The 21,153-nt window shown below is 40.7% G+C and carries 16 protein-coding genes and 1 riboswitch; of the genes, 8 read left to right on the forward strand and 8 right to left on the reverse strand.

All coding sequences use genetic code 11. From position 1 onward, the window contains the following. The first annotated feature begins 70 nt into the window (after positions 1-70). A complete protein-coding gene (locus tag H5180_RS16400) occupies positions 71-1,009 on the forward strand; it encodes a LysR family transcriptional regulator (protein ID WP_182758644.1) in 939 nt (312 codons plus the stop codon). 189 nt (positions 1,010-1,198) lie between these two features. Here H5180_RS16400 and H5180_RS16405 read toward each other — a convergent pair whose 3' ends face one another. Further along, positions 1,199-4,378 (reverse strand): efflux RND transporter permease subunit, encoded by a 3,180-nt coding sequence (locus tag H5180_RS16405; RefSeq protein ID WP_149982707.1) that lies wholly within the window; start codon positions 4,376-4,378, stop codon positions 1,199-1,201. Between the two features lie 3 nt (positions 4,379-4,381). Continuing rightward, positions 4,382-5,554 carry an efflux RND transporter periplasmic adaptor subunit gene (locus tag H5180_RS16410; RefSeq protein ID WP_145242259.1) on the reverse strand — a complete coding sequence of 391 codons (1,173 nt, stop codon included), beginning with the start codon at positions 5,552-5,554 and terminating at the stop codon, positions 4,382-4,384. A gap of 126 nt (positions 5,555-5,680) precedes the next feature. Between H5180_RS16410 and H5180_RS16415 the strand changes: the two genes are divergently transcribed. Continuing rightward, on the forward strand, positions 5,681-5,944 hold the full coding sequence (locus H5180_RS16415; protein WP_145242261.1) for a YkgJ family cysteine cluster protein: 264 nt from the start codon (positions 5,681-5,683) through the stop codon (positions 5,942-5,944). A gap of 44 nt (positions 5,945-5,988) precedes the next feature. On the opposite strand, the gene H5180_RS16420 is transcribed toward H5180_RS16415, so the two are convergent. After that, the gene (locus tag H5180_RS16420; protein ID WP_182758637.1) at positions 5,989-7,845 is read right to left on the reverse strand and encodes a TonB-dependent receptor domain-containing protein; all 1,857 of its coding nucleotides are present in this window, start codon (positions 7,843-7,845) and stop codon (positions 5,989-5,991) included. Between the two features lie 203 nt (positions 7,846-8,048). Here H5180_RS16420 and H5180_RS16425 point away from each other — a divergent pair, with 203 nt between their 5' ends. Then, complete coding sequence (locus H5180_RS16425; protein ID WP_182758638.1) at positions 8,049-8,561, forward strand: peptide-methionine (S)-S-oxide reductase; 513 nt, start codon at positions 8,049-8,051, stop codon at positions 8,559-8,561. Between the two features lie 371 nt (positions 8,562-8,932). On the opposite strand, the gene H5180_RS16430 is transcribed toward H5180_RS16425, so the two are convergent. From H5180_RS16430 to H5180_RS16445, 4 genes are all read right to left on the reverse strand, one after another. Then, the gene (locus H5180_RS16430; RefSeq protein ID WP_145242267.1) at positions 8,933-9,478 is read right to left on the reverse strand and encodes a DUF4136 domain-containing protein; all 546 of its coding nucleotides are present in this window, start codon (positions 9,476-9,478) and stop codon (positions 8,933-8,935) included. A gap of 169 nt (positions 9,479-9,647) precedes the next feature. After that, positions 9,648-12,425, reverse strand: coding sequence for an ATPase (locus H5180_RS16435; protein ID WP_182758639.1), 2,778 nt, complete (start codon positions 12,423-12,425; stop codon positions 9,648-9,650). Further along, positions 12,425-12,970: a condensin complex protein MksE gene (locus H5180_RS16440; RefSeq protein WP_149982697.1), complete on the reverse strand. Its 546-nt coding sequence runs from the start codon at positions 12,968-12,970 to the stop codon at positions 12,425-12,427. The genes H5180_RS16435 and H5180_RS16440 overlap by 1 nt, the downstream gene beginning before the upstream one ends. Positions 12,971-12,975: 5 nt before the next feature. After that, positions 12,976-14,256 (reverse strand): hypothetical protein, encoded by a 1,281-nt coding sequence (locus H5180_RS16445; RefSeq protein ID WP_182758640.1) that lies wholly within the window; start codon positions 14,254-14,256, stop codon positions 12,976-12,978. Positions 14,257-14,434: 178 nt separating this feature from the next. On the opposite strand from H5180_RS16445, the gene nhaD reads away from it, so the two are divergent. Beyond that, complete coding sequence (gene nhaD, locus H5180_RS16450) at positions 14,435-15,682, forward strand: sodium:proton antiporter NhaD (protein ID WP_145242276.1); 1,248 nt, start codon at positions 14,435-14,437, stop codon at positions 15,680-15,682. A gap of 114 nt (positions 15,683-15,796) precedes the next feature. Further along, positions 15,797-15,968: riboswitch (Lysine riboswitch) on the forward strand. A gap of 77 nt (positions 15,969-16,045) precedes the next feature. Further along, positions 16,046-17,449 carry a lysine-sensitive aspartokinase 3 gene (gene lysC / locus H5180_RS16455; protein ID WP_182758641.1) on the forward strand — a complete coding sequence of 468 codons (1,404 nt, stop codon included), beginning with the start codon at positions 16,046-16,048 and terminating at the stop codon, positions 17,447-17,449. On the opposite strand, the gene H5180_RS16460 is transcribed toward lysC, so the two are convergent. Further along, a complete protein-coding gene (locus H5180_RS16460) occupies positions 17,426-18,169 on the reverse strand; it encodes a 4'-phosphopantetheinyl transferase superfamily protein (protein ID WP_182758642.1) in 744 nt (247 codons plus the stop codon). The two genes, lysC and H5180_RS16460, sit on opposite strands and share 24 nt — an antisense overlap. 153 nt (positions 18,170-18,322) lie before the next feature. On the opposite strand from H5180_RS16460, the gene H5180_RS16465 reads away from it, so the two are divergent. From H5180_RS16465 to H5180_RS16475, 3 genes are all read left to right on the forward strand, one after another. Further along, positions 18,323-19,645, forward strand: a complete 1,323-nt coding sequence (locus H5180_RS16465; RefSeq protein ID WP_182719136.1) for a sodium-dependent transporter — start codon at positions 18,323-18,325, stop codon at positions 19,643-19,645. A 134-nt stretch (positions 19,646-19,779) separates the two neighbouring features. Next, entirely contained in the window at positions 19,780-20,211 is a 432-nt protein-coding gene (locus H5180_RS16470; RefSeq protein ID WP_182758643.1) for a biotin/lipoyl-containing protein, read from the forward strand. Between the two features lie 5 nt (positions 20,212-20,216). Continuing rightward, complete coding sequence (locus tag H5180_RS16475) at positions 20,217-20,696, forward strand: zinc-ribbon domain containing protein (protein WP_182719138.1); 480 nt, start codon at positions 20,217-20,219, stop codon at positions 20,694-20,696. Positions 20,697-21,153 lie beyond the last annotated feature (457 nt).

The raw sequence follows: 21,153 nt of genomic DNA on the forward strand, positions 1-21,153 counted from the left end.
ATGATAGCGCTTGCATTACTTTTGATAAACAGCATAATTATTGAATCATTATCAAATATATTTAGATAATATGCAGATTGACGATTTAAAACTTATTTTAAAAGTTGCTGAATTTAAAAGTATTACCCTTGCAGCTGCAAAACTTGATATGCGTACAGCAACCGCCAGTGCTGCTATCAAACGGGTAGAATCAACATTAGGTGTAGACCTGTTTGTGCGTACAACACGTCACCTAAGGCTTTCTGCCGCAGGGGATCGCTATATCCCACAGTGTGAGCAAGCAATAGCGATACTTGAGCAAGCTCGGCAGAACCTAAAAGGCGAACATGATGAGATTGAAGGTGAGTTAAGGGTTGCATTATCTTCTGATCTTGGCCGTAATTTAGTGATCCCTTGGATTGATGAAATTATGGATAGTTACCCGAAGGTGAGCCTGCGCGCACATATTAGTGATAGTAACGTGGATTTCTACCGAGACTCGGTGGATATAGCATTGCGTTATGGCTCGCCAACTGATGCCAATGTTTACGGATTTAAAATTTGTAATATTCCACGTTTGTTATGCGCCACACCTGACTATATAAAACGCTATGGTGCGCCTATGCACCCAGATGATTTAGCACAGCATCAAGGGTTATTTTATCAACTGCAAGATATTATCAATAATGTTTGGGAATTCACCAATGGGCAAAAAAAATACAAAGTAAAAATGCGAGGCAAGCGCGCCTCTAATGATGGTGATTTAGTCAGGCGCTGGTGTGTTGCTGGCAAAGGGCTTGCCGTAAAATCGGCATTAGATATTGCTGATGATCTACTTAACGATAGGGTAGTTACAGTGATGAATAATTACCAGCATACCTGTGGTGAGCTGTGGTTAATTTGTCCAAGCCGCCAATCAATAACGCCTGCAGTGCGTTTATTACGTGATATATGCAGAGAAAAAACACGTACGATGATAAGCCAACTAATTGATAAAGGTATACTTGAACCTAGTGTTCTGGAAAATTAATTACCTAACACACTCTGCAATAAAATCAGTCAATTCAACATCAAAAGGGATTGACTATTTTTTTGCAGAGGCATTTTTATTTATATTTTCTACGATTTCGTTTAAAGATAATTCCTTCAACGTTTTTTGATTCAAATAAAAAAGCCCGAACTGTATACAGCTCGGGCTAGTTGGTTGGGATATCAAATTTTATAAAGGTGAGCGGTTTATTATAGTATTCACTTTGCTATGAATTGATTCACCATCTACCAGCGCTTCTTTTCCACGCCATTTACGAATTAATCGTTTAGCATCTTCTAGTGCGACATATTGACATGGGATCAGGATCAGCGTGATCACCGTGGCAAATAACACACCAAAGGCCAATGATACTGCCATTGGGATGACAATTTTAGCTTGTAAGCTGGTTTCCATAATGATTGGTAACACGCCAATAAAGGTAGTGATTGAGGTGAGCATAATCGCTCTAAAACGACGTGCACCAGCTTGCATTACTGCGTCTTTTATTGCTACGCCATCAGCACGTGCTTTATTAACAAAGTCCACCATTACTAATGAATCGTTCACAACAACACCGGCTACAGCAATGATCCCGAAAATTGATAAGCCACTCATTGTCATGCCTAAAATCATATGGCCAAACATGGCACCAATAACCCCAAATGGGATCACTGACATAATAATCAATGGTTGTGAGTATGAGCGTAGTGGGATTGCCAATAACGCGAAGATAATCATCATTGAAAGTGCAAAATCACGCACTTGCTCAGCAACGCTATCCATTTCTTCTTGAATACGTCCAGCAACACTACTTTGTACGCCTGGGTAGTTCTTCAGTAGTGCCGGTAAGTACTCATCACGTATTTCTTCAGCAATGGCAAAAGGTTCAACTTGGTCGGTATCAACCGCAGCCCATACGTTAACAGTACGCTTTGAGTTTTCGCGGCGAATACGGTTTACACCATCAACCAGTTTTACATCGGCAATTTCAGCCAAAGGTACTTCTGCGCCACTAGGTGTAATGATACGAGCACTGGCGATATCGCTGATCGAGTTACGAGCTTCTTCAGGGTAGCGGATCATTACTTTCACTTCCTCGCCGTCACGTAGAATACGCTGTGCTTCAAGGCCGTAGTAACTAAAGCTGACTTGTGAGGCAACATCGGCAAGGGTTAAACCCATGCTGTACGCCAGTGGTTTTAAGTCAAGCTGTACTTCATCTGTAGCGCTTTGCATTGAGTCATTTACATCACCCACACCTTCCATGGTGTTGAGTTTTTCTTTAAGTTTTGCTGCTACTTCTTTTAATTGTTTGGCATCCTTTCCTTCTAGGCGGAAGCTCACATCACCGTCGTCTCGACCACCATTCATAATACTGTCTTGAATGGTTAGTGTTTTCACGCCAGGTAAAGGAGGCATTTGTTCACGCCATAGTGCGCTCAATGCAAAGGTATCGATAGGGCGTAACTCAGGATCAATTAATACTGCCATAATACTGGCATCGGTACGTCCACGTAAGCTAACTGAAAGATCGCGTACCATGGCTGTGCCATATTGCTCTTTAAGTTGTTTATCAACATTGATAATAACTTGCTCTATTTTTTGAGCAGTTTCTAGGGTTGCTTGTTCTGACGATGCTAAGTTCATTTCGACTGAAATACGTGGAAAGTCATGAGGAATTTTAGGGTTCGCTACAAACTTCACTAAACCACCGGCAAACATCCCAGCACTGACAATTAATACACAAATAAAACCAATAATTACGGTATAACGATAATGAATACAATGACCAATAAATGGCGTGTAATAGTTATCAACAAACCGTTTTAAACCGCCATCCATCACTTTACGGAGGCGATGTAATGGGTTTTTCGGATTTGGTTCTCGGTGTTTCATTGCTGCTATGTGGGCTGGTAAAATAAGTTTTGATTCAATCAGAGAGAAAATCAAACACAGAATAATAACCCCGCCAATGGCTTTTGAAAACGCAGCACCAGGGCCACTTGCTAAAGTTTGCGGTAAAAAAGCGGCGATGGTAGTTAAGACACCGAAGGTGGCAGGCATTGCGACGCGTTTAACACCACGTACTACGTTATCAAGAGAGTGGCCATGTTTTTCAATTTCAGCACTGGCTGATTCACCTACGACGATGGCGTCATCAACCACAATACCTAGCACTAATATAAAGGCAAATAGTGATGCTAAGTTGATGGTGACATCTAAAAAGCCCATCGGCATCATTAAAAACGCGCCTAGGAATGACACAGGTAAACCCATCATTACCCAAAATGCTAAGCGTAGGGGTAAAAATAGCGCAAGTACCACCATAACCAATAGACCACCCCACACCATGTTGTCGATCATCATGTCTAATCGACCCTCTAGGTAGTAGGTTAAATCGACAATCGGCGTGAGTTTAACACCCGCTGGAAGTTGACCTGCTTTATCATTAAGGTACTGCTTAAGAACTTTTGCAACTTTGGTAATATCTTGATCTTTTGAGGCATTTACTTCAAACGACAAGGAATTTTTACCATTGTATTTAGAGTATTGTAAGCCTTCTGCAAAGCCATCGTTAATGGTTGCTACATCGCCTAAATACACTTGTGCACCATCAGGTAGTAATATTAATGGCAGTTTGGCAAATTCATCCCCTCGATAAGCTTGTTTTTCAACCCGCATCGAAATATAGCCGTTTTCAGAGCGAATCTGACCTGCAGACATATTGGCTGAAAAAGCACGCACTGCATTCGCAATGTCTCTAAAAGTTAAACCATACTCACGAAGTTTATCAGGGCTAACTTCAATACCAATTTCATAATCAAGGCCACCATTAAATTCAACTAAGTTAATTTGTGGCAGTGCTTGCAGTTCGTCTTTGATATTGTTGCCAAGTTCTTTGAGCTGATAATTGCTCATGTCACCGTATAAGGCGAGGATCATTACTTCTTGCTCAAACTTATCATGGCGCACAATAGGACGCTCCATGTCTGCAGGGAAGGTGTTGATTGCATCAACCTGCATTTTTACTTCATCGAGCACTTCTTTAGTATCATATTTTTCTTCAATTTCGATCCACGCTTGAGAATAACCGCGGTTTGAATAAGTAATCTTCCGTTTAATACCCTCTAGGCCTTCGAGAGCTTCTTCTACCTTGATGGTAATGCCTTCTTCTACTTCTTGTGGGGCAGCACCTGGGTAGACAGCTTGGACGCTGATCCAGTTATTTTCAAATTGTGGGAACATTTGTTTGCGAATAGAAAACGCGGTTAAAATACCACCCACTAAAATAAAAATCATTAATAGGTTTGCTGCAACAGGGTTGCGAGCAAACCAGGCAATTAAGCCTTTTTCGCTATGGATGGTCATGCTCTATTCCTCTTTCAGTGCAAGTTGAGTTGCAGCTGCAGGCTTATCAGAGTCATTTAGCTTTACTTGCATGCCTTCGGTTGGGAAATCTAAAGCCGAGGTGATCAATTGCTCACCATCATTTAAGCCTTGTGAAGCGATGACCATGCCATTTTGCTCTCTAATAATATTAAGAGGTTTGAACGAAAGGGTTAAATCATCATTCATTACCACTATTTTACCGTTTTTCACTAAGTGATGAGGAACGATAATCGCATTATCAAGCTCGCGGCCAGAAATGGTCGCATTGATATAAGAGCCAAAGCGCAGCGGTTGCTCACTGGCATAAGGTGTATTTACTTGCGCCACTAAATAGCTCATACGACTTTTTTGATCAATAACACCTTCGCTGCGGACAATTTTTGCCTGCCAAGTAGTTGGCTTACCAGCATAGTCTGCACTGAGTGTTACATTCGCGCCGATACCGCTATCGATTAGGTATTGTAATTCTTTATCTGCCACAGGAAGGCGAATTTCAGCCACTAAGGTTGAACTGAGAGCGCCAAATTGGCTTCCAGGATTAACTACGCTGCCTAAACTAATTGCACGTTCAGAAATAATCGCATCATAAGGCGCTTTTATGTATGTGCGCTCTAAATTACGTTTTGCGCGTTTTTCAGATGCCTGTGCTGCACGGTAACGCGCTAGTTTTTCGGCTAATTGTGGTTTGCGTAAATATAATTGAGATGGGATCATTTGATTTGAATCGTCTTTTATTCGATCCCACTCTGCCTGTGCTACATGAGCTTGCGCTCGCTCAATTTCTAGATCAGAGCTGGCTTGCGCCATGCCTGCTTGGGCTTCAATTAACGCAGCTTCATAATCATTTGGATCTATTCGTGCTAGAATATCGCCTTGTTTGACAAATCCACCTTGCACAAATTGCTCAGAGACAAATACCACTTGACCGCTTACTTGCGCAACCAGTGGGGTGTGATCTTTTGCTTTTACTACACCATACGATTTTACGTCTAGCGTAATTGCATCAAGGTGAACTGCGCTAACTGATACCAGAGGGCGTGTATCTTGTGCTGGCTTTTCTTCTGGCGGTTGTTTCATTGCTGAAAACGCAACCGCAAGACCTACACCGGCGACTAATACGGCAATAGGTAGAATTATTTGTTTTTTAGTAGCCACAGGGCTTTCCTCATAATTAGGTGACACAGCAATTATAATGAATAAAGTGTTTACAAGGCGTATTAAGATGTAACAAGTCATTACACAATTAACAAATTAGCGAAATAGATTACAAAAGGGGCAAAGATGAATACATCACCAATGGCGTGTCGACTCGGGTGTGGGGCTTGTTGTATCGCACCAAGTATTAGCTCACCGATTCCGGGGATGCCTAATGGCAAAAAAGCAGGAGAGCGCTGCATTCAGTTAGATAACAACAATTTATGTAAGTTATTTGGTGATGAAAGGCGGCCAAAAGTATGCAGTGATTTTAGTGCGACGATTGATGTGTGTGGAACAACGAATGCGCAAGCGCTGCAATTAATTACCGAGCTTGAACAAATGACATAAAAAAACCGCATCTTAAAAATGCGGTTTTTATACATATTTTTTATTTACCAGCTATAAGTTGCAGTTAGTGTGTATTGCTCACCGCGCCCAGGTGTGCCTGGAATTTCCTCAAACGATTCATCCCAAAGGTTATCTGCTGCTAAAGTAATAAAGAAGTTTTGCAGTATCGGTGGCGTTACTTTTAACGTCAGCTGAGTAAACAAGGCTTCATCATCAGAGCGTCGCAGCGCATTTTTATGCTGTTTACGCCATTCATTATCAATCCGAAACTCTAATATATCCGTCGGGCTCCATACAGCACCAAGAGTTAAACGGTGATCAGGGAAGTTTAAGGCATAAAAGCTTGCATCGACGTCTGGCGAGCCATAGGTTTCTGATTTATGGAGGTAGGTGTAACTGGCTATAATTTCAGTATTTTCAAATTGCTTAGTGGCTAAAAATTCAAGGCCAGCGGTATCAATATCAACCGGTTCTGCAAAACGCGCTGAGGTTGAATCAAAGCTAAATGTCCAGTCAGTTAAGTTATTATCTTGGCGGTAAAAAATAGCCGAATTAAGCTGCCAACTTTGTTGTTCTAGTAATAAACCCAGTTCTAAGTTTTTGGTGGTTTCACGCTCAAGGCTATAATTACTTCTAAACAATCCACCAGAGTCATTGCCACCAATAGCAGTATAACCTGCAACTTGACTGGCCTCAGCGTAGGATAAATAAAATGTCCGCTCAGTGGCGTTACTATTAATTGTATTGAATGTGATATCACCTATCAGCGACAATTGTGAGTCATCGCGGTTGGTATCATCGAAGGCTGCGCCTAAACGCACTGTTAGCTGCTGATTGTTCTCAAGAGCCATAGTGTATTCTGGCAATACACTGATTTTATAATAGTTACGCGAAGTAAAGTTATTCTCAAGCGTGGTTGATTCAATGGAATCTTCAATAAATTGTGCTGAGTAGTTTAGTGAGAACACATCGTTTTGAGCATGTCGCCCAGAGATGGCGAATGATTTAACTTCTGTTTCGTGAAAAGCTTGAAACGCGCTTGGGTTTTCACGAGAGTAAATATAATGGTCGTTATTTTTTCGATAATAAGCTGATACTTCAAACTCACTGTTTGTTGCATAACTTTGTTTATGGTTAAGCATTAACAGTTGCGTTTCTAAGTCTTCTGTTTCATTCACGCCAAATGGGGTATAGAGGTTCGGCCAGCCAAAAAATTTCTCTTGTGAGCCAAAAAATAAATCAGTTTGTGAATCTGCACTCGTTAATTGCACACGAGCTGTAGCGCGATTAAAATCATGATCGCCAAAATCAATTGAGCCATCGCTTTGTGAATGAGAATATTCCCCTTCAAAACCTAGGCGCCAATCGGCGATTGTATCTAAAGGGATACTTTTACCAGCATGAATACTCTGTAAATTAAAGTCGTTAGTGCCGACACCTACAGATACACTGCCACCAGTGGTAATTGGCTTCCAACCAAACGACACAGTACCTACTGAGCTATTTACACCGTAAAGTGCATTATCAGCACCGGTCAATACACTTGCGCCAGTGAGCATTTGTGGTGCAATAGGAATTTCTGCAAAATAATGGCCTGATTGCGGATCGAGTAAAGTAGCACTGCCGACTCTAAAACCGGTGTTTTCAAAGATACCGCCACGAATAGTAACATCAGCTTGTGCTTCTGCCATGTTACGTGATTGCAAATCAACACGAGGGTCATACTCTAAATTTGATATAGGTGAGTCAAAGGTACCCACAGGTAACGTATTTGCTGTAGGTGATACCTCGATTGTTATTTGCTCAATGGTTGTCGATTCTTCAGAGTCATCTGCCGCATAAGCAACATTTGATATGCTGGCAAGTACTAAGGGTATGATAAGGTGCGAGGTACGGTTCATGTTGTTTTTCTCATATTCTTTATGTGCGATTGCGCTATAAATTAAAGTCGTAACACTTTTTTATAGCGTGATAAAATAGCAAAATTAAACAGTCACGATTTTTGGCGCTATTGTACATTAATTCGAAAAAACTGCATTTGATAATCATTCTTAAAATGAAAGCATTACACTGTCTTTGCTTGTTAAATATATTAGGTCCCTCTATGAATGAAAAACAACCAGCTGACTTTTATGCTCGCCAGCAAACTATTTATTTTGCGGGAGGGTGTTTGTGGGGCGTGCAAGAGTTTATGAAGCACTTACCCGGAGTAGTTATTACAGAAGCAGGGCGGGCTAATGGTACAAGTGATAATACACAAAGTGAGTACGATGGTTATGCAGAGTGTGTCAAAGTCATTTTTGATACTGATGCTGTCACGGTTAATAAACTAATTGATTATTTCTTTGAAATTATTGACCCATACAGTATTAATAAGCAAGGTGATGATATGGGTGAAAAATACCGCACAGCTATTTATAGTGAAGAGCAAAGTCACTTAACGTTAGCAAGCGATTATATCAGCCAACGAGATGATGCCGACAAAATAGCTGTACAGGTTAAACCGCTAACAAATTATGTCCCCAGTGATGCTGAGCACCAAGACCGACTAACTAATCATCCAGATGATTACTGCCATATACCGCTAGATTTACTGCATAAATATAAAAAAGACTAGGGCGTGTAGACCTTTCGTGGTTGATTTTGCTGCAGTATGTTTGGTATTTAGGCAAGGCAAAGGCTATGTAGTGTGGTTGTTCCAATGAATAGGCGATTACGCAGCATAAAGGCCAAATACGCTCTGCATGAAAGATTTTGACAAGGGGGAATTGACTCTTTGTCACTTATATTGATGTAAGTAAAGGGCGTGAGCAAGACGCCGTAACCTTGCTCGATTTTTACTTATTCTTACATGGATGTAAGCTAGTTGAATAACCTAGGAGCAGTTATCGATCCCGCTCGATTACAAATCTCGCGCCGCGATTAAATTGCCCCTAGATTGAACAAATTTTAATTCTGAAAGTTCTATACGCCCTTAATAATTTAGCTCTATTTTAGTTTTTCTGGTGGAAAACCACTTAAAATTGTTGCAACGGCTTCTTGCACTGCTTTGTTACGCTCTTCAGGTGTTTGTTTCTTCTGAAGGCGACCTTCACGAGCACCACGCCAAACAAGCTGGTTAGAGGCACGGTCAACAACATCAATCACTAAAGTGCCCACATCATATTCATGGGTTGTTGTTTGCGTGTTATAACCCATGCCCCAGTAGTTCCAACGTGCACCGTAACCTACATTAAATGTATCAACGTCAACTTTAGTATCAACAGAGGCATGATAGTTAATTAATACATCTGCTGATGCTTCATCGGCAGGTGTCATACCGTTTGCTTGTAATTGTGCATTTACCGCTTCACGCACACGTTTTTCCATCAATGGACTGATTTGATAGTTACCAGCGTCAGCCAAGGTCGCTTGTGGAAACCAAGCAAATGTTTTGTAGTTACCAAAGTCCACAGATTTGTCGTAGTCAATATCAGGCGTTTTTGCACACGCTGCTAGTAGTAATACAGCAGCTGCAATTAGTATATTTTTCATGGAGTTTGCTCCTTGGCAAATTTAATTACTATTCGTTTGATAACATAACATAGAATTAATTCAAGGAAATGTTATTTTTTACTTGTAATTTGTGTACAAAGTAGATGTTGATCAGTCTAGTCGTCCTTGACTGAATGATGCATTAATTTACACAAACGTGGCTATTGTCTTATTCATGCTCTACTTCTATCCAATCCTTTTCATCTACCCAGTTCTGGGCGCCGTCTTTAACGGAGCGAATTGGCACAATATAATCACAGCTAATTTGTGGTTTCACCGAGGCAAATATTGGCACAAAGCCAAAGCTGAGTGCGGTTTCTATAATTGCTTTTTGATTTTGCGGATCGATATCGGCCGCTTCATCAATATAAATCGGGATGCGGTATAAGTTTTGCTCTTGGTCGCTTAATAAGTAGCGGATAAACAACATGCCGCATAATAATTTTATGGTGATACGCGTACCGTTTGAGCCAGCCGAATCAATTTTTTCAAAATGCTCGGTTTCGCCTGCACGGTTTACTACTTCAAAGCGAATATCAAATAAGTCAGTAAGGGTTAAACCGGCTTTATCAGAGGCAAGTTTAATTAAGTGATCTTTTGCTTCGTTGACAGCACTTTCACTGTAGGGTTCTTGGCTGAGTAAATCCAGCGTATCACCTTGTTCAAACTGATTTGAGGTACTGATGATGGTATCAATACTATCAACCAACATTTTGCGTGGTATCACGTTAATTTTAAATGCTTGTAAGTTTGAAATACGATGCTGACTAATGCCTTTATTGAAGCTGTTCATTTCACGGCGCAGTCTGTCTAAATCTTCACGCAGTCCCTTAATCGTCGCGGCTACTTCTGTGAGTGCAACTCGGGCTTGGCGTTCAACCGCATCACGTTCGTTATCAATATTATGGAACGCGGCAATCAATTTCTGGTATTTACTAAACTCGTCGTTTTCGTTATCAAATTTGGTAATACCGGCATTGTAAATATGCAAATAGGTATTACGAACGTTGATATCAAAATTACGCAGCTCTTGGCAATCTTTATTAAAGTGATGAACTAAGTCACTGAGATTATCAAAGTCAATTTGCACATCAATCATATACGGGGTGACTTTACCGCTATATAAATCCAGCGTGTGGTCAATTCGTTCAGATTTCACTTGGCGTAGGCGCTCGGCTTGGCGTGAAATTAAATCTTTTTTCGATTTAATAATCGAGCGTCGATCACTAATTGAACCGCTGTTATTTTGAATATCTTGTAAGTAGCTATCAACTTGCTCGCGTTCAGCCAATAATTGCTCTTTTAAGAGTGTTTGTGCATCAATAGATTGCAGCATAACCTGGAATTGTTCAAAGCGTTTAAGTGCGCTTTCTGCCGCCATGAGTTCATCGTATAAGGCATCTTTTTCTTTTTGTTTGTCGGCCACATTTGCGGCCACATCACGCTGTTGCTTAAATTCATTGAGTGACTGTTCAAGGGCGTTGAGTTGCGCAGTAAGTTGCTCTTTATTTTCACCGCTTTGCATCTGCACCGGTGAGAGTTTTTTCAGCTTGATGGTCGCGCCTGGCAGGGTGAGCACGCCGCCTTTCACGTTATCTGATAATTGCTCTAAAAATGCACCAAAGGCATCTTCGTCAGTGATATCTATATCACCATTACTGGTGGTGGCAAATGACAGAATGTCAGGGTTTAGAATACGCGAGATCTCTTCAACTTCTTTAAGTGATAAATCCTCGCGCATACGGGTAAATAAATTAAACTCAAGATTTTTAAGCTGTAGCTTTAAGCTTTTGATCTGCTTTTGTGTTTCACTAATACGGTAATCAAGAGTATGCAGGCTTTGCCCTTGTGCACTGTTGATAGAATGCGATAGTGACTCGTAATCTTGCTTTAATTGACCAAGGCTTACTTTTAAGGTTGCCATGTTAACCAATTCAAATTCAGATTTTAGAGCACCAAAGTCTAAAAACCATTGCTCTATTTGTGTTTGCCTGCGTTCAATATCGCGCGATTGTTGTACATAAAGTTGTTGTTTTTGTTCAAACTCGTGCTTTTCGTGTTCAATGTCTTCAAGGGCAACATTAAGCTCGCTCAATTGCGCCTCTTGGTAGCTATCAAAATCGATTAATGCTTGGTCAATTTTGGGGGCGTATGCGGCTAATTTACCTTTGAGTACGGTTTGGTTTTCAAGCATAGATTCAAGGGCGCTGATAGGCTCTTGCATCGACTCGAGTGCTTTTAGCTCACGTTTTGCGCGGTTTACTTTATCAAAGGAGCGACGCCATACTTCATAAAAATCGACCTTTGAGTTTGACATGTGGCGTTCAAATACGCGTAACATAAAGCGCTTTACGTCGGCAGCGCCTAATTTATGCAGGTTCAAAATACGGCGGAAAATTTCTTTATAAATTGCCGAATCTTGCACGTTGTTAAGCGGGATCATCTTTAAGTTAATGTCGCCATCAAATGGCGTGGCACCACCCGTTAATAGTGCGTTGAGCTCTTGCGCTTTAAGCTCGATAGGGTTAAAGCCTTGCTCTTTTAAATGATTAAACAGTTTAGTGAACTTAATGATGGTTTTACCTTGAGTATACTGCTCAAGATCAAGCTTGCCTTGGTAACAAAAAAACTGATGCGCGTAACCGGCAATTTTACCAAGCCCAGCTACACCAATCACCACCGGGCCATGGGGTAGGTCGGCTTCGAGTAAAATATAGGATTGATCTGACGAAAAATAAAATTTACGGGTTTCGTCTAAATCATGACCGTCCCATTCTGTTAGGCGTAAATCATTAATAAGCGGAAATTGCAGAGCATTGATCACCGAGCTTTTACCGGTGTTATTTGGTGCACAAATTGAGCTGCTTTTATCAAGCGGGATCACACATTTGGCATAACCGGCGGTGTTTAATAATGCCAGCTTACTGAGGCCGTATAGGTTTTTCATTATTCGTCCTCTCCAATATAGGTTTCTTCGTTTACTTCCATTAAGGCATCAATATAACGGTAGATAGGTGCTTGCAGCATAAAGCCGCCTTCTACTTCACGGGCAAGGCCAAGTCGAATCATGCGTAAGTACACGTCTTTACGTAGGTCTGATCCTGAAAAAATTTCGAGTTGATCAAATAAGTGCTTGTTCATTTGCACTAAAGTTTGCATCAGTTCTAAATCATTCACTTCATCAAATAAGGCACGCATTGGGTCTTTACCTGAGTTTGCATAGTGCTCAATTAAGATATAAATGGTTAAGGCAATCGCGCGGGAAATTTTCCCCATATTGGGTGTACTTTCATCACTGGCAAAGTAATAAAAACCACGGCTGTCATGTTGTAAATCGTGGCCAAGGGCGCTGAATAATGCGCGGTAATGATCAATTTGTTGATCAAGCTCTTGCCACATTACGGTGTCTTGTTCGCTAATGTGATAGCCGGTGACTAATTTTTTATTAATTGCTTGTAGATGACTAAGTTCATCTAAATTTATCTGTGTCATAACGGTTACTCATCCACTGTTGGTGTTCGCTGAGAGTCAACAGGCTTAGAATTAAAAGGGAAAAGAGAAAAATGTTGCCCGGCAATTTTCACGCGCATTTTTTCATCGCTTTGATTGATTTCAATATCGGTGTCACTTACCAGCTTTTGATATAAAAACAGCATTTCATCGGCTTCAAGGTCGGGGTAGCTTTGCTCTAAAAAGGTCAATAATGGTTGTGGCTTTTTACGTTTAGCATTGAAGCGTTTTTTAAAGTTTGCTTTAACATTATTGTAATCTGGAATATTGGGCGTAACAAAAGCAGGCACATCTTGTTGATCAGGAAGTTCGTATTCACTGTGTTCAAACTCAACAAGTGCAGCCATATAAGCGACCATATGGCGCTGTTGCCCCAATGAGAACCGCTGCGTGTCAGAGACAAAATGTGGTTGTACGGCGCTGAGCATATTATCAACGCCATTTTTACGTACTAAACCAAGTACTTTAGCTGCTTGACGAGTGATCATATTATTACGGCGCAACTCTTCACGCAGTGGCATTAGCATATCGGCACTTTTACGCAGGCTTTCGCGACCAACTAAATGCATTTCTAAAATTCGGGTACGTAATCGTTCAAGCATGCGTTTATCTTGATAAGCTTTACCGCTGCGTTCAATATATTCGATTTGCGTACTGATTTGTGTTTCGATGGTATTAAAACAAGCATGAAAATCGCCACGAATATCAACCATTTCAAGCATTGGTTCAATGTATTCATCAAACGCTTCAATCACCGCTTGATAACGCTTTTGTAATGATTGCACCGCATTATTAGCTTTTGCTTGTTCTACAATATTTAAAATGGCATTTTCGTTGTGGGCAAATAATTTCATTATTTTACGCACCCGATCATCCATAATGCGGCTAAAACGGCGCATCTCGTCGTAGTCTTCAATACTACCGGCATTGTCTAAACGGTTACCCAAACGGGCTAAATCTTCAACCAGCACGCTAATTTCTTGCGCCAAGCCTAAATGTTCTTCCTGCAATAAAAAAGTGGCAAAATCTGCAATTGCACGGTTAATTTCAAGTTGTGACGATTTAGCCAAGGGAATAATAATATCTTGGTTTAAAAGGCGGTTGGTTTCTTTGTAAATGCGCTCATTTGACCACGTAGGTTGTTTTTGTTTGATCGCATTTTGCACGTCTTTTAGGCTGAAATCAGCCATTTTAAAACGTTTAAATAGCAGCTCTAACATTCCCCAGTGCTCTGTTAGGGTATTTAGCAACTTTTTAGCTGGGATCATAAAACTCCAAAAATCCTAATTTATCTTGTAAAGACGGCTTGTTAGGCCTCAGCGATTAGTCGTAGAAAAGCAAATTGACAATAGTTTTACACATTCTTTGGTGCTAGACTGCGCGCCGTGTCGTCCTGCGGCTCATAACATACAATTTTTACATTTTTATAAAGGTTGTTCAAACACCATGGTAACTGCAATTATCCTAACCCTGATAACGCTAGCATTCGTGCTCATCGTTATAGAGGATATTATCCATGTAAACAAGGCCAAAACCACGCTTTTCTTTGGTACTTTATGCTGGATTATCTTATTTATCTCGCCGCTTCACGGGCAAAGCCCCGAAAACGTACAACATCAACTTGACCACAATATTTTAGAGATTGCCACACTCTGGTTGTTTTTAATGGCTGCAATGACCTTTGTAGCCTATTTGAACTCCAAAGGTTTTATCCAAAATATTGTGCATAAGATAATGCCCAGTGCTATTAGCGAACGCAAACTGATGTTTTTGATTGGCGGGTTCTCCTTCTTATTTTCGTCGATTTCAGACAATATCACAGCCACATTAATTTCCCTTGCGGTGGTGATGTCGTTAAAACTCGATCCGAAAAAGCTAATTAAATACGCTACGCTTATCATCTTTAGTGTGAACTCGGGCGGAGTGTCGTTAATTACCGGTGATGTTACTACCTTGATGATTTTCCTTGATGACAAAGTTACCATTGGTCACTTGCTATTGTTGGTTGTGCCTGCGTTATTTAGCGTGGCGCTATTGGCCATTATGCTGTCATTTGGACTCAACGGCCAAGTTGAGTTTACCAAACAAGAGGACCGTCGCATTGAGAAAACAGATATCACTATTGCAGTGATTTTCTTATCAACGATTGTCGGGACATTAACGTTAAGCGTGCTTTATCATGTGCCGCCTTTGTTAACTTTCTTATTTGGTTTGTCGTTGATGTTTTTAGTAGCGCAATTTTTAATGCGCAAAAAAGATGTGAATAAAAAAATCATCGATTATATTCGCGAAATAGAATACGACACCTTACTGTTCTTCGTTGGCGTATTATTACTTGTAGGCGCCCTGAAAGAAGTCGGTATGCTCAGTAAGTTCACTCACCTTTACGAGTTAATGCCAGCACAATACGCTAATTATTTAATGGGTATATTATCCGCTGCGGTTGACAACGTACCGCTAACGGCTGCGTTACTTAAAGCTGAAATAGTGATGAGTCCACAACAATGGTTGTCGTTTACGTATGCAACTGGAGTGGGTGGGTCCATGCTTATTATTGGCTCGGCTGCCGGTATTATCGCTATGAGTAAAGTAAAAGCGCTTACCTTTATGAGTTATTTACGTATGTCGGTGTATTTATTAATCGCTTATACAATTGGTTATATGGGATCGTATTTAGCAGGTAGTTTTATTTAATTGCTTTTATTATTTAAAACAACTTGACAGCTAGACGTCTAAACGATAACTTTCAAAGCCCGCTTAATAGCGGGTTTTGTTATTTAATTGCTAATAATTTACGTAATTAATCTAACATTCAGAAGAGGTGCGGTACTTAGGTACTTAATGTTAGGCGACGTATGCCTGTAATCATTAAGGAGGGAAGTACTCGCCGAGGAAAGCAACTGGACGTCACAGTGGTTTTTCGGTTTATGGGGCTGAATCCTCAAAACTGTCACCAATTAGGTGGAGAGCTTCTGGCAGTGGACTTTTCTTATCGAGCACCCCCTTGCCAAGTTCTTCTTGTTTTATCGTGGTATGAATGCCACAAAAGGAGACGACATGAATACCCAATTAGCTGCAACTAACTTGCAACAGTCAGCACAAAATCAAAAATCAGACTACGTAGTCGCAAAGTTCGGTGGCACCAGTGTGGCTAACTTTGAAGCGATGAGCCGTTGCAGTGAAATTATTGTAGCCGATAACAACGTACGAGTAGTGGCCGTTAGTGCCAGCGCAGGAGTGACTAATCACCTTGTGACCTTATGTAAAAAAGATTTATCAGCAGAAGAGCGCAATGAGAACATTGCTGGCGTTATTGCTATTCAAGAAGCTATTTTAAATGAGCTGTCATTGGATGCTGATTTAGCTCATGGCTTTGATGAAACCATTAAAGCTTTTAAGTCACTTGCCAGTGAGCCACTAAAATCAAAGCAACAACATGATGAGTTATTGAGCTTTGGTGAGCGTTTATCATCCTATTTATTTACTCAGGTACTGCGTTTAAATGGCTTAAATGCGGTGCGTTTTGATGTGCGACAGGTATTAAAAACCGACAGCCAGTTTTCTAAAGCAACCCCAGATGTAGCTGCAACAGCAATGGCCGCAAAAGAGCATTTAATTCCGTTATTAGCTGAACAGGTTATTGTAACTCAAGGCTTTATAGGCAGTGACGCGCATGGTCAAACTACCACACTTGGTCGTGGTGGTTCAGATTACAGTGCGGCATTACTGGCCGAAGCTATAAACGCTAAAAGCGTGCACATTTGGACTGATGTCGTGGGCATTTTTAGCACCGATCCGCGCTTATGTGCTAAGGCTACGCCGATTGCGCGTTTAAGTTTTGATGAAGCAGCCGAAATGGCTACCTTTGGGGCGAAAGTATTACATCCGGCAACTATCTTACCTGCGAGCCGCAGCCATATTAGTGTGTTTGTTGGTTCTAGCCGTGAGCCTGGACGTGGTGGTACCTGGATCGAACGTGAGAAATCACAAATCCCCGGAATTCGTGCTGTCACGCAGCGTAAAAATCAAATATTGTTAACCTTAAAAAGCCCTGAAATGCTTTTGGCTAGTGGCTTTTTAGCTCACGTGTTTACAATTTTAAGTGAGTTTAATATCTCGGTTGATTTGGTAACTACCTCTGAGATAAGTGTTGCAATTACTTTAGATAATGCGCCAAATGCCTCGCGTCCTGAGCTTGATCAAGAATGCCTTGATAAGTTAGCGGAGTTTTGCCACGTGTCGGTTGAGAACAATTTAACCTTAGTGGCATTAATTGGTTCACAAATTCAATTACGTCAGCAAGAAATTAACTTAATGAATGTATTAAGCGATTTTAATATTCGCTTAATTTGTCATGGCGCAAGTAAACATAACCTGTGCTTTTTAGTGGAGCAGAGCGAGTCAGACTTTGTTGTGCAAGCGATCCACAGCCGTTTATTAGAAGTTCAAAACGCCGCGTAATTGGGCGGTAGAATTTACCACAGAGCACTGCCAGTCAGTGCTCTTGTCACTTACCACACTAATATCAAACTCATGATATTGACAACTCAGCGCTGTTAAATTTGCTCGCTCAAGTTCAGTAAATACATTAGGGCTGAGTAATTTTGCAATTGGTTGGCTGGTGGCTTTGGCAAGTGCTTCTTTTAAGGTCCATATTCTAAAAAATCGTTCTGCGCTTTGCTGATCTTGCGTTATTAAATTTACCTCATCAAGATGATAAAAATGCTTAGCGAGCTTTGCAAATGGGCGCTTCAGGTTTATTTTTTCAATATCAAAACCAAATTCAATTCGTTCTAAATTTAATGCAGCACCCACAAAACCATTAGAGTGGGATAAACAACTACGCAATACAGTGTCACTGTCAGTTATATGTAGCAGTAATTTACTGCTTTGCTGGTCAAATTCAGAGCTAATATGGTTATTTGCTAGCTCACGAAATTGTGGCATCGTTTGCTTTACCAAATACTTAAGCAGTAGCCGAGTGGCTAAATATTCTTGCTTGGCTTTGTAACTTTTTCTACGGGTGATAACCGTCAGTTCAAACGGGCTTAATAGTGCGTTTAAATCAAATTCATCAACATTTAACTGCTGGGCGTCAAATAATAAAATAGTATTCGCATTGAACGGCTGCACGCTGTGTTTGGTGATAACGAGTTGCTGTTGAAAAAATAACGCAGGCATAAAATCCACAATTAAAGTGATAAAAGAACAAACATGTTTATATTTTGTGCGGTTGTGCGCTGGTTAATTAAGCCAAGGCAAATTTATTACTCTGTGAGAGTTAAATATGGTTTAATTCACAATAATGAAAAATAATAACAGATTTGTAGATGTATGGCACAATTGCGTGATGGTTTTCAAAGCCGCCTTGGCTTTGTTTTAGCAGCTTCTGGCGCTGCAGTTGGATTAGGTAATATTTGGGGATTTCCCACGCAAGCGGCAAATCATGGCGGCGGCGCGTTTTTACTAGTCTATTTTATAGTTATCTTTTTTTTAGCCTTGCCAGCTTTATACACTGAGTTGTACTTAGGTCATAAAGCGCAAGCTAATCCGGTTAAAGCACTTAGACAAGCATGGCAAGAGCAAGCACCGCAAGTAGGCGCTGCTGCTGGTTATTTAGGTTTAGCCGGTGCGATTGTGATGCTGAGCTTTTACTCAATTGTTGCAGGTTGGATGCTTGCTTATGCCCTTGAACCCATTGCTAGCTTTTTTGGATTTACCACCGTCAGTACGTTTTTACACACGGATTCGATGGCGCGTAATTTTGTATTTACACCACTGATGCTGATCCTCACTGCGAGTATTATTCTCAAAGGTGTTAAATCTGGCATAGAAACATGGTCGCGACGGTTAATGCCGATGCTATTAGTGTTACTCGTTGTGCTAATTGCTTATATAGCCACGCTTGATGGCGCAAGTGAAGGCTTTGCTGCGTATTTAGTGCCAGACTTTAGCCAAATACTCGACCCAGGTTTAATTATTGCGGCAATGGGGCAGGCGTTCTTTTCGCTGTCACTGGGTGTCGGTTGTATGATGATTTATGGCTCGTACTTGCAGCCTGATGCTAATTTGCCGCGGTTAACCGCGTCGGTAGCGTTACTTGATACAGGGGTTGCCTTTTTAGCTGGTTTATTAATTATTCCTGCAATTTACGTGGCGCAGCACAATGGCGTGCAAGTATTTAGTGATGGAAAATTAGTGGGAGAAGGGCAACTAATTTTCGCAATTCTACCGCAGTTATTTAATACTATGGGCGAAATTGGCTTATTGGTTGGTTTACTGTTTTTTGTACTTATGTCGATTGCATCACTCACATCGACTATTTCATCAACTGAAATTCCAGTGGCTTTTTTAGTTGAAAACCATCAAGTAGAGCGTAAAAAAGCGACGTTTTTAGTGAGCTTAACGGTTTTAGCCGCGTCATCGTTGATTATTTTCAATTTTGATTGGCTATTTGGTTTAGTGATCATGGTACTGACTCAGTATCAATTACCGCTTATGGGCTTATTTTACTTTATCACTGTAGGGTGGTTGTGGCGCCGTGGTAATCAATTAAATGAGGCTGCAAGTGGCATGCGTTATTGGTTTGCTCAGTACATACGTTATGTGTGTCCGATACTGATGACCGCCGTGTTCGCTAATGTCGCGTTTGGTTGATAATTTAGCTGTCAGTTTTTTAGTTTTAATTGTTAATACATAGTGTTATACCAATCGTTTTAAGTTACTGACCATTTAGCTCGCTAGAATGGTTAAATATTTAAGTCGATTGGTATTATATCCAAGGAGGAATTATGAACATAGATGTTAAAGTCCCTACGCTTCCAGACTCAATACACACAGCAGATATCGCTAAACTTTATGTTAGTGAAGGCCAACTCGTTTATGCCGGTGATGTGTTATTTGATGTTGAAACTGAAAAGGTTGTTTTAGAAATAATGGCCGACTGCAGTGGCATTATTGAGAATATAACGATTGCAAATGGCGACCATGTTAATCCTGAACAGGTTGTAATGACTTTGCAGCAGCTTGCAGACAGCGAACTGCCAGCAAGACCAACAGTAGACCAAACCCATGACAGTAAACTGTCAGTAAGCGGCTCAGCAGAAGAAGACGCTATTGCTTCTGCATTATTTAGTAAACTAAATACTATCTGCTGGGTAATTGGTTTTATTATCGGTGTGGCTGCAGGTGTTTTAGGAACCCTCATTGTGCTGGGTAAATAGCTAAAATGACCAATTATGTAAACCACCCAAGATATGGCAGCGAGCCAATCCTCTCTGGTAATAGTTATACAAAGCAAGAAATCGAGAATGCCTTTTGGTGGTATAAAAGTGTTCGCTACTTTCCTGAGACGGCAATCCCCGCAGTTATCGAAAAACAATGTGACAGTTTATATCCAAGGCAACTCTATGTTGATATAGAAGAGCAATGTGTCGATTGTCATAGAGCGTTTATATTTTTTGCTAAAGAGCAGCAATATTGGTTTGAAGAATTAAAGTTTTGGATTGATGCACATGCGATCAAGTGCTTTGAATGCAGAAAGAAAAGCCGTGCAATAAACCAGTTGCAAATTATCTATGCAAACTTAATCATTAAAGAGCATATAACGCTTGAGGAAACTCAATTGCTCAAGTCCAGCGCGCAGCAACTTTTTGAGTCAGGAGTGATCAAAAAGATTAATAAAGTGAATGCTATCCGTAAAATGTAAGTGCCAGTGTTTAAGATACTTATATGTATAAGCTTGTTTGTCAGATTCGATTAACAGGACTTGACTAAACCTGACAGTCAGAAGCCTGCCAATTGCAGGCGTTCAGGAGTTTTAATGTCTGAAGTCAAGATTTGACCCCTTCGGCTCAAATTACCTATGCAAACTTAATCATTAAAGAGCATATAACGTTTGAGGAAACTCAATTGCTCAAGTTCAGCACGCAGCAACTTTTTGAGTCCCGAGTTATTAAGAAGATTAATAAAATAAATGCTATCCGAAAAATGTAAGTAGACGTATTTAAGGGACCTATGTGGTTAACAGACCTAAGTGATTAAGTGTGATTACCAAGGGATTATGTCGGTCTAATTACCGAGCGACTTTGTCGTAAATAGCATATCAGCCAGTTGCTAAACTGGCTACCTTTTATGCCGATTCAGCCAGAGCATTAGATTTTTCG

This window comes from Pseudoalteromonas sp. SR41-4, assembly GCF_014163985.1.
Lineage (GTDB): Bacteria > Pseudomonadota > Gammaproteobacteria > Enterobacterales > Alteromonadaceae > Pseudoalteromonas > Pseudoalteromonas rhizosphaerae.

Excerpts from the sequence above, each read along its gene's own strand:
- H5180_RS16405 (WP_149982707.1), bottom strand. The coding sequence starts at position 4,378 with ATGACCATCCATAGCGAAAAAGGCTTAATTGCCTGGTTTGCTCGCAAC.
- H5180_RS16430 (WP_145242267.1), bottom strand. The coding sequence starts at position 9,478 with ATGAAAAATATACTAATTGCAGCTGCTGTATTACTACTAGCAGCGTGT.
- H5180_RS16420 (WP_182758637.1), bottom strand. The coding sequence starts at position 7,845 with ATGAACCGTACCTCGCACCTTATCATACCCTTAGTACTTGCCAGCATA.
- H5180_RS16460 (WP_182758642.1), bottom strand. The coding sequence starts at position 18,169 with ATGCCTGCGTTATTTTTTCAACAGCAACTCGTTATCACCAAACACAGC.
- H5180_RS16415 (WP_145242261.1), top strand. The coding sequence starts at position 5,681 with ATGAATACATCACCAATGGCGTGTCGACTCGGGTGTGGGGCTTGTTGT.
- H5180_RS16425 (WP_182758638.1), top strand. The coding sequence starts at position 8,049 with ATGAATGAAAAACAACCAGCTGACTTTTATGCTCGCCAGCAAACTATT.
- H5180_RS16475 (WP_182719138.1), top strand. The coding sequence starts at position 20,217 with ATGACCAATTATGTAAACCACCCAAGATATGGCAGCGAGCCAATCCTC.
- H5180_RS16445 (WP_182758640.1), bottom strand. The coding sequence starts at position 14,256 with ATGATCCCAGCTAAAAAGTTGCTAAATACCCTAACAGAGCACTGGGGA.
- H5180_RS16440 (WP_149982697.1), bottom strand. The coding sequence starts at position 12,970 with ATGACACAGATAAATTTAGATGAACTTAGTCATCTACAAGCAATTAAT.
- H5180_RS16400 (WP_182758644.1), top strand. The coding sequence starts at position 71 with ATGCAGATTGACGATTTAAAACTTATTTTAAAAGTTGCTGAATTTAAA.
- H5180_RS16465 (WP_182719136.1), top strand. The coding sequence starts at position 18,323 with ATGGCACAATTGCGTGATGGTTTTCAAAGCCGCCTTGGCTTTGTTTTA.
- H5180_RS16470 (WP_182758643.1), top strand. The coding sequence starts at position 19,780 with ATGAACATAGATGTTAAAGTCCCTACGCTTCCAGACTCAATACACACA.
- H5180_RS16435 (WP_182758639.1), bottom strand. The coding sequence starts at position 12,425 with ATGAAAAACCTATACGGCCTCAGTAAGCTGGCATTATTAAACACCGCC.
- lysC (WP_182758641.1), top strand. The coding sequence starts at position 16,046 with ATGAATACCCAATTAGCTGCAACTAACTTGCAACAGTCAGCACAAAAT.
- nhaD (WP_145242276.1), top strand. The coding sequence starts at position 14,435 with ATGGTAACTGCAATTATCCTAACCCTGATAACGCTAGCATTCGTGCTC.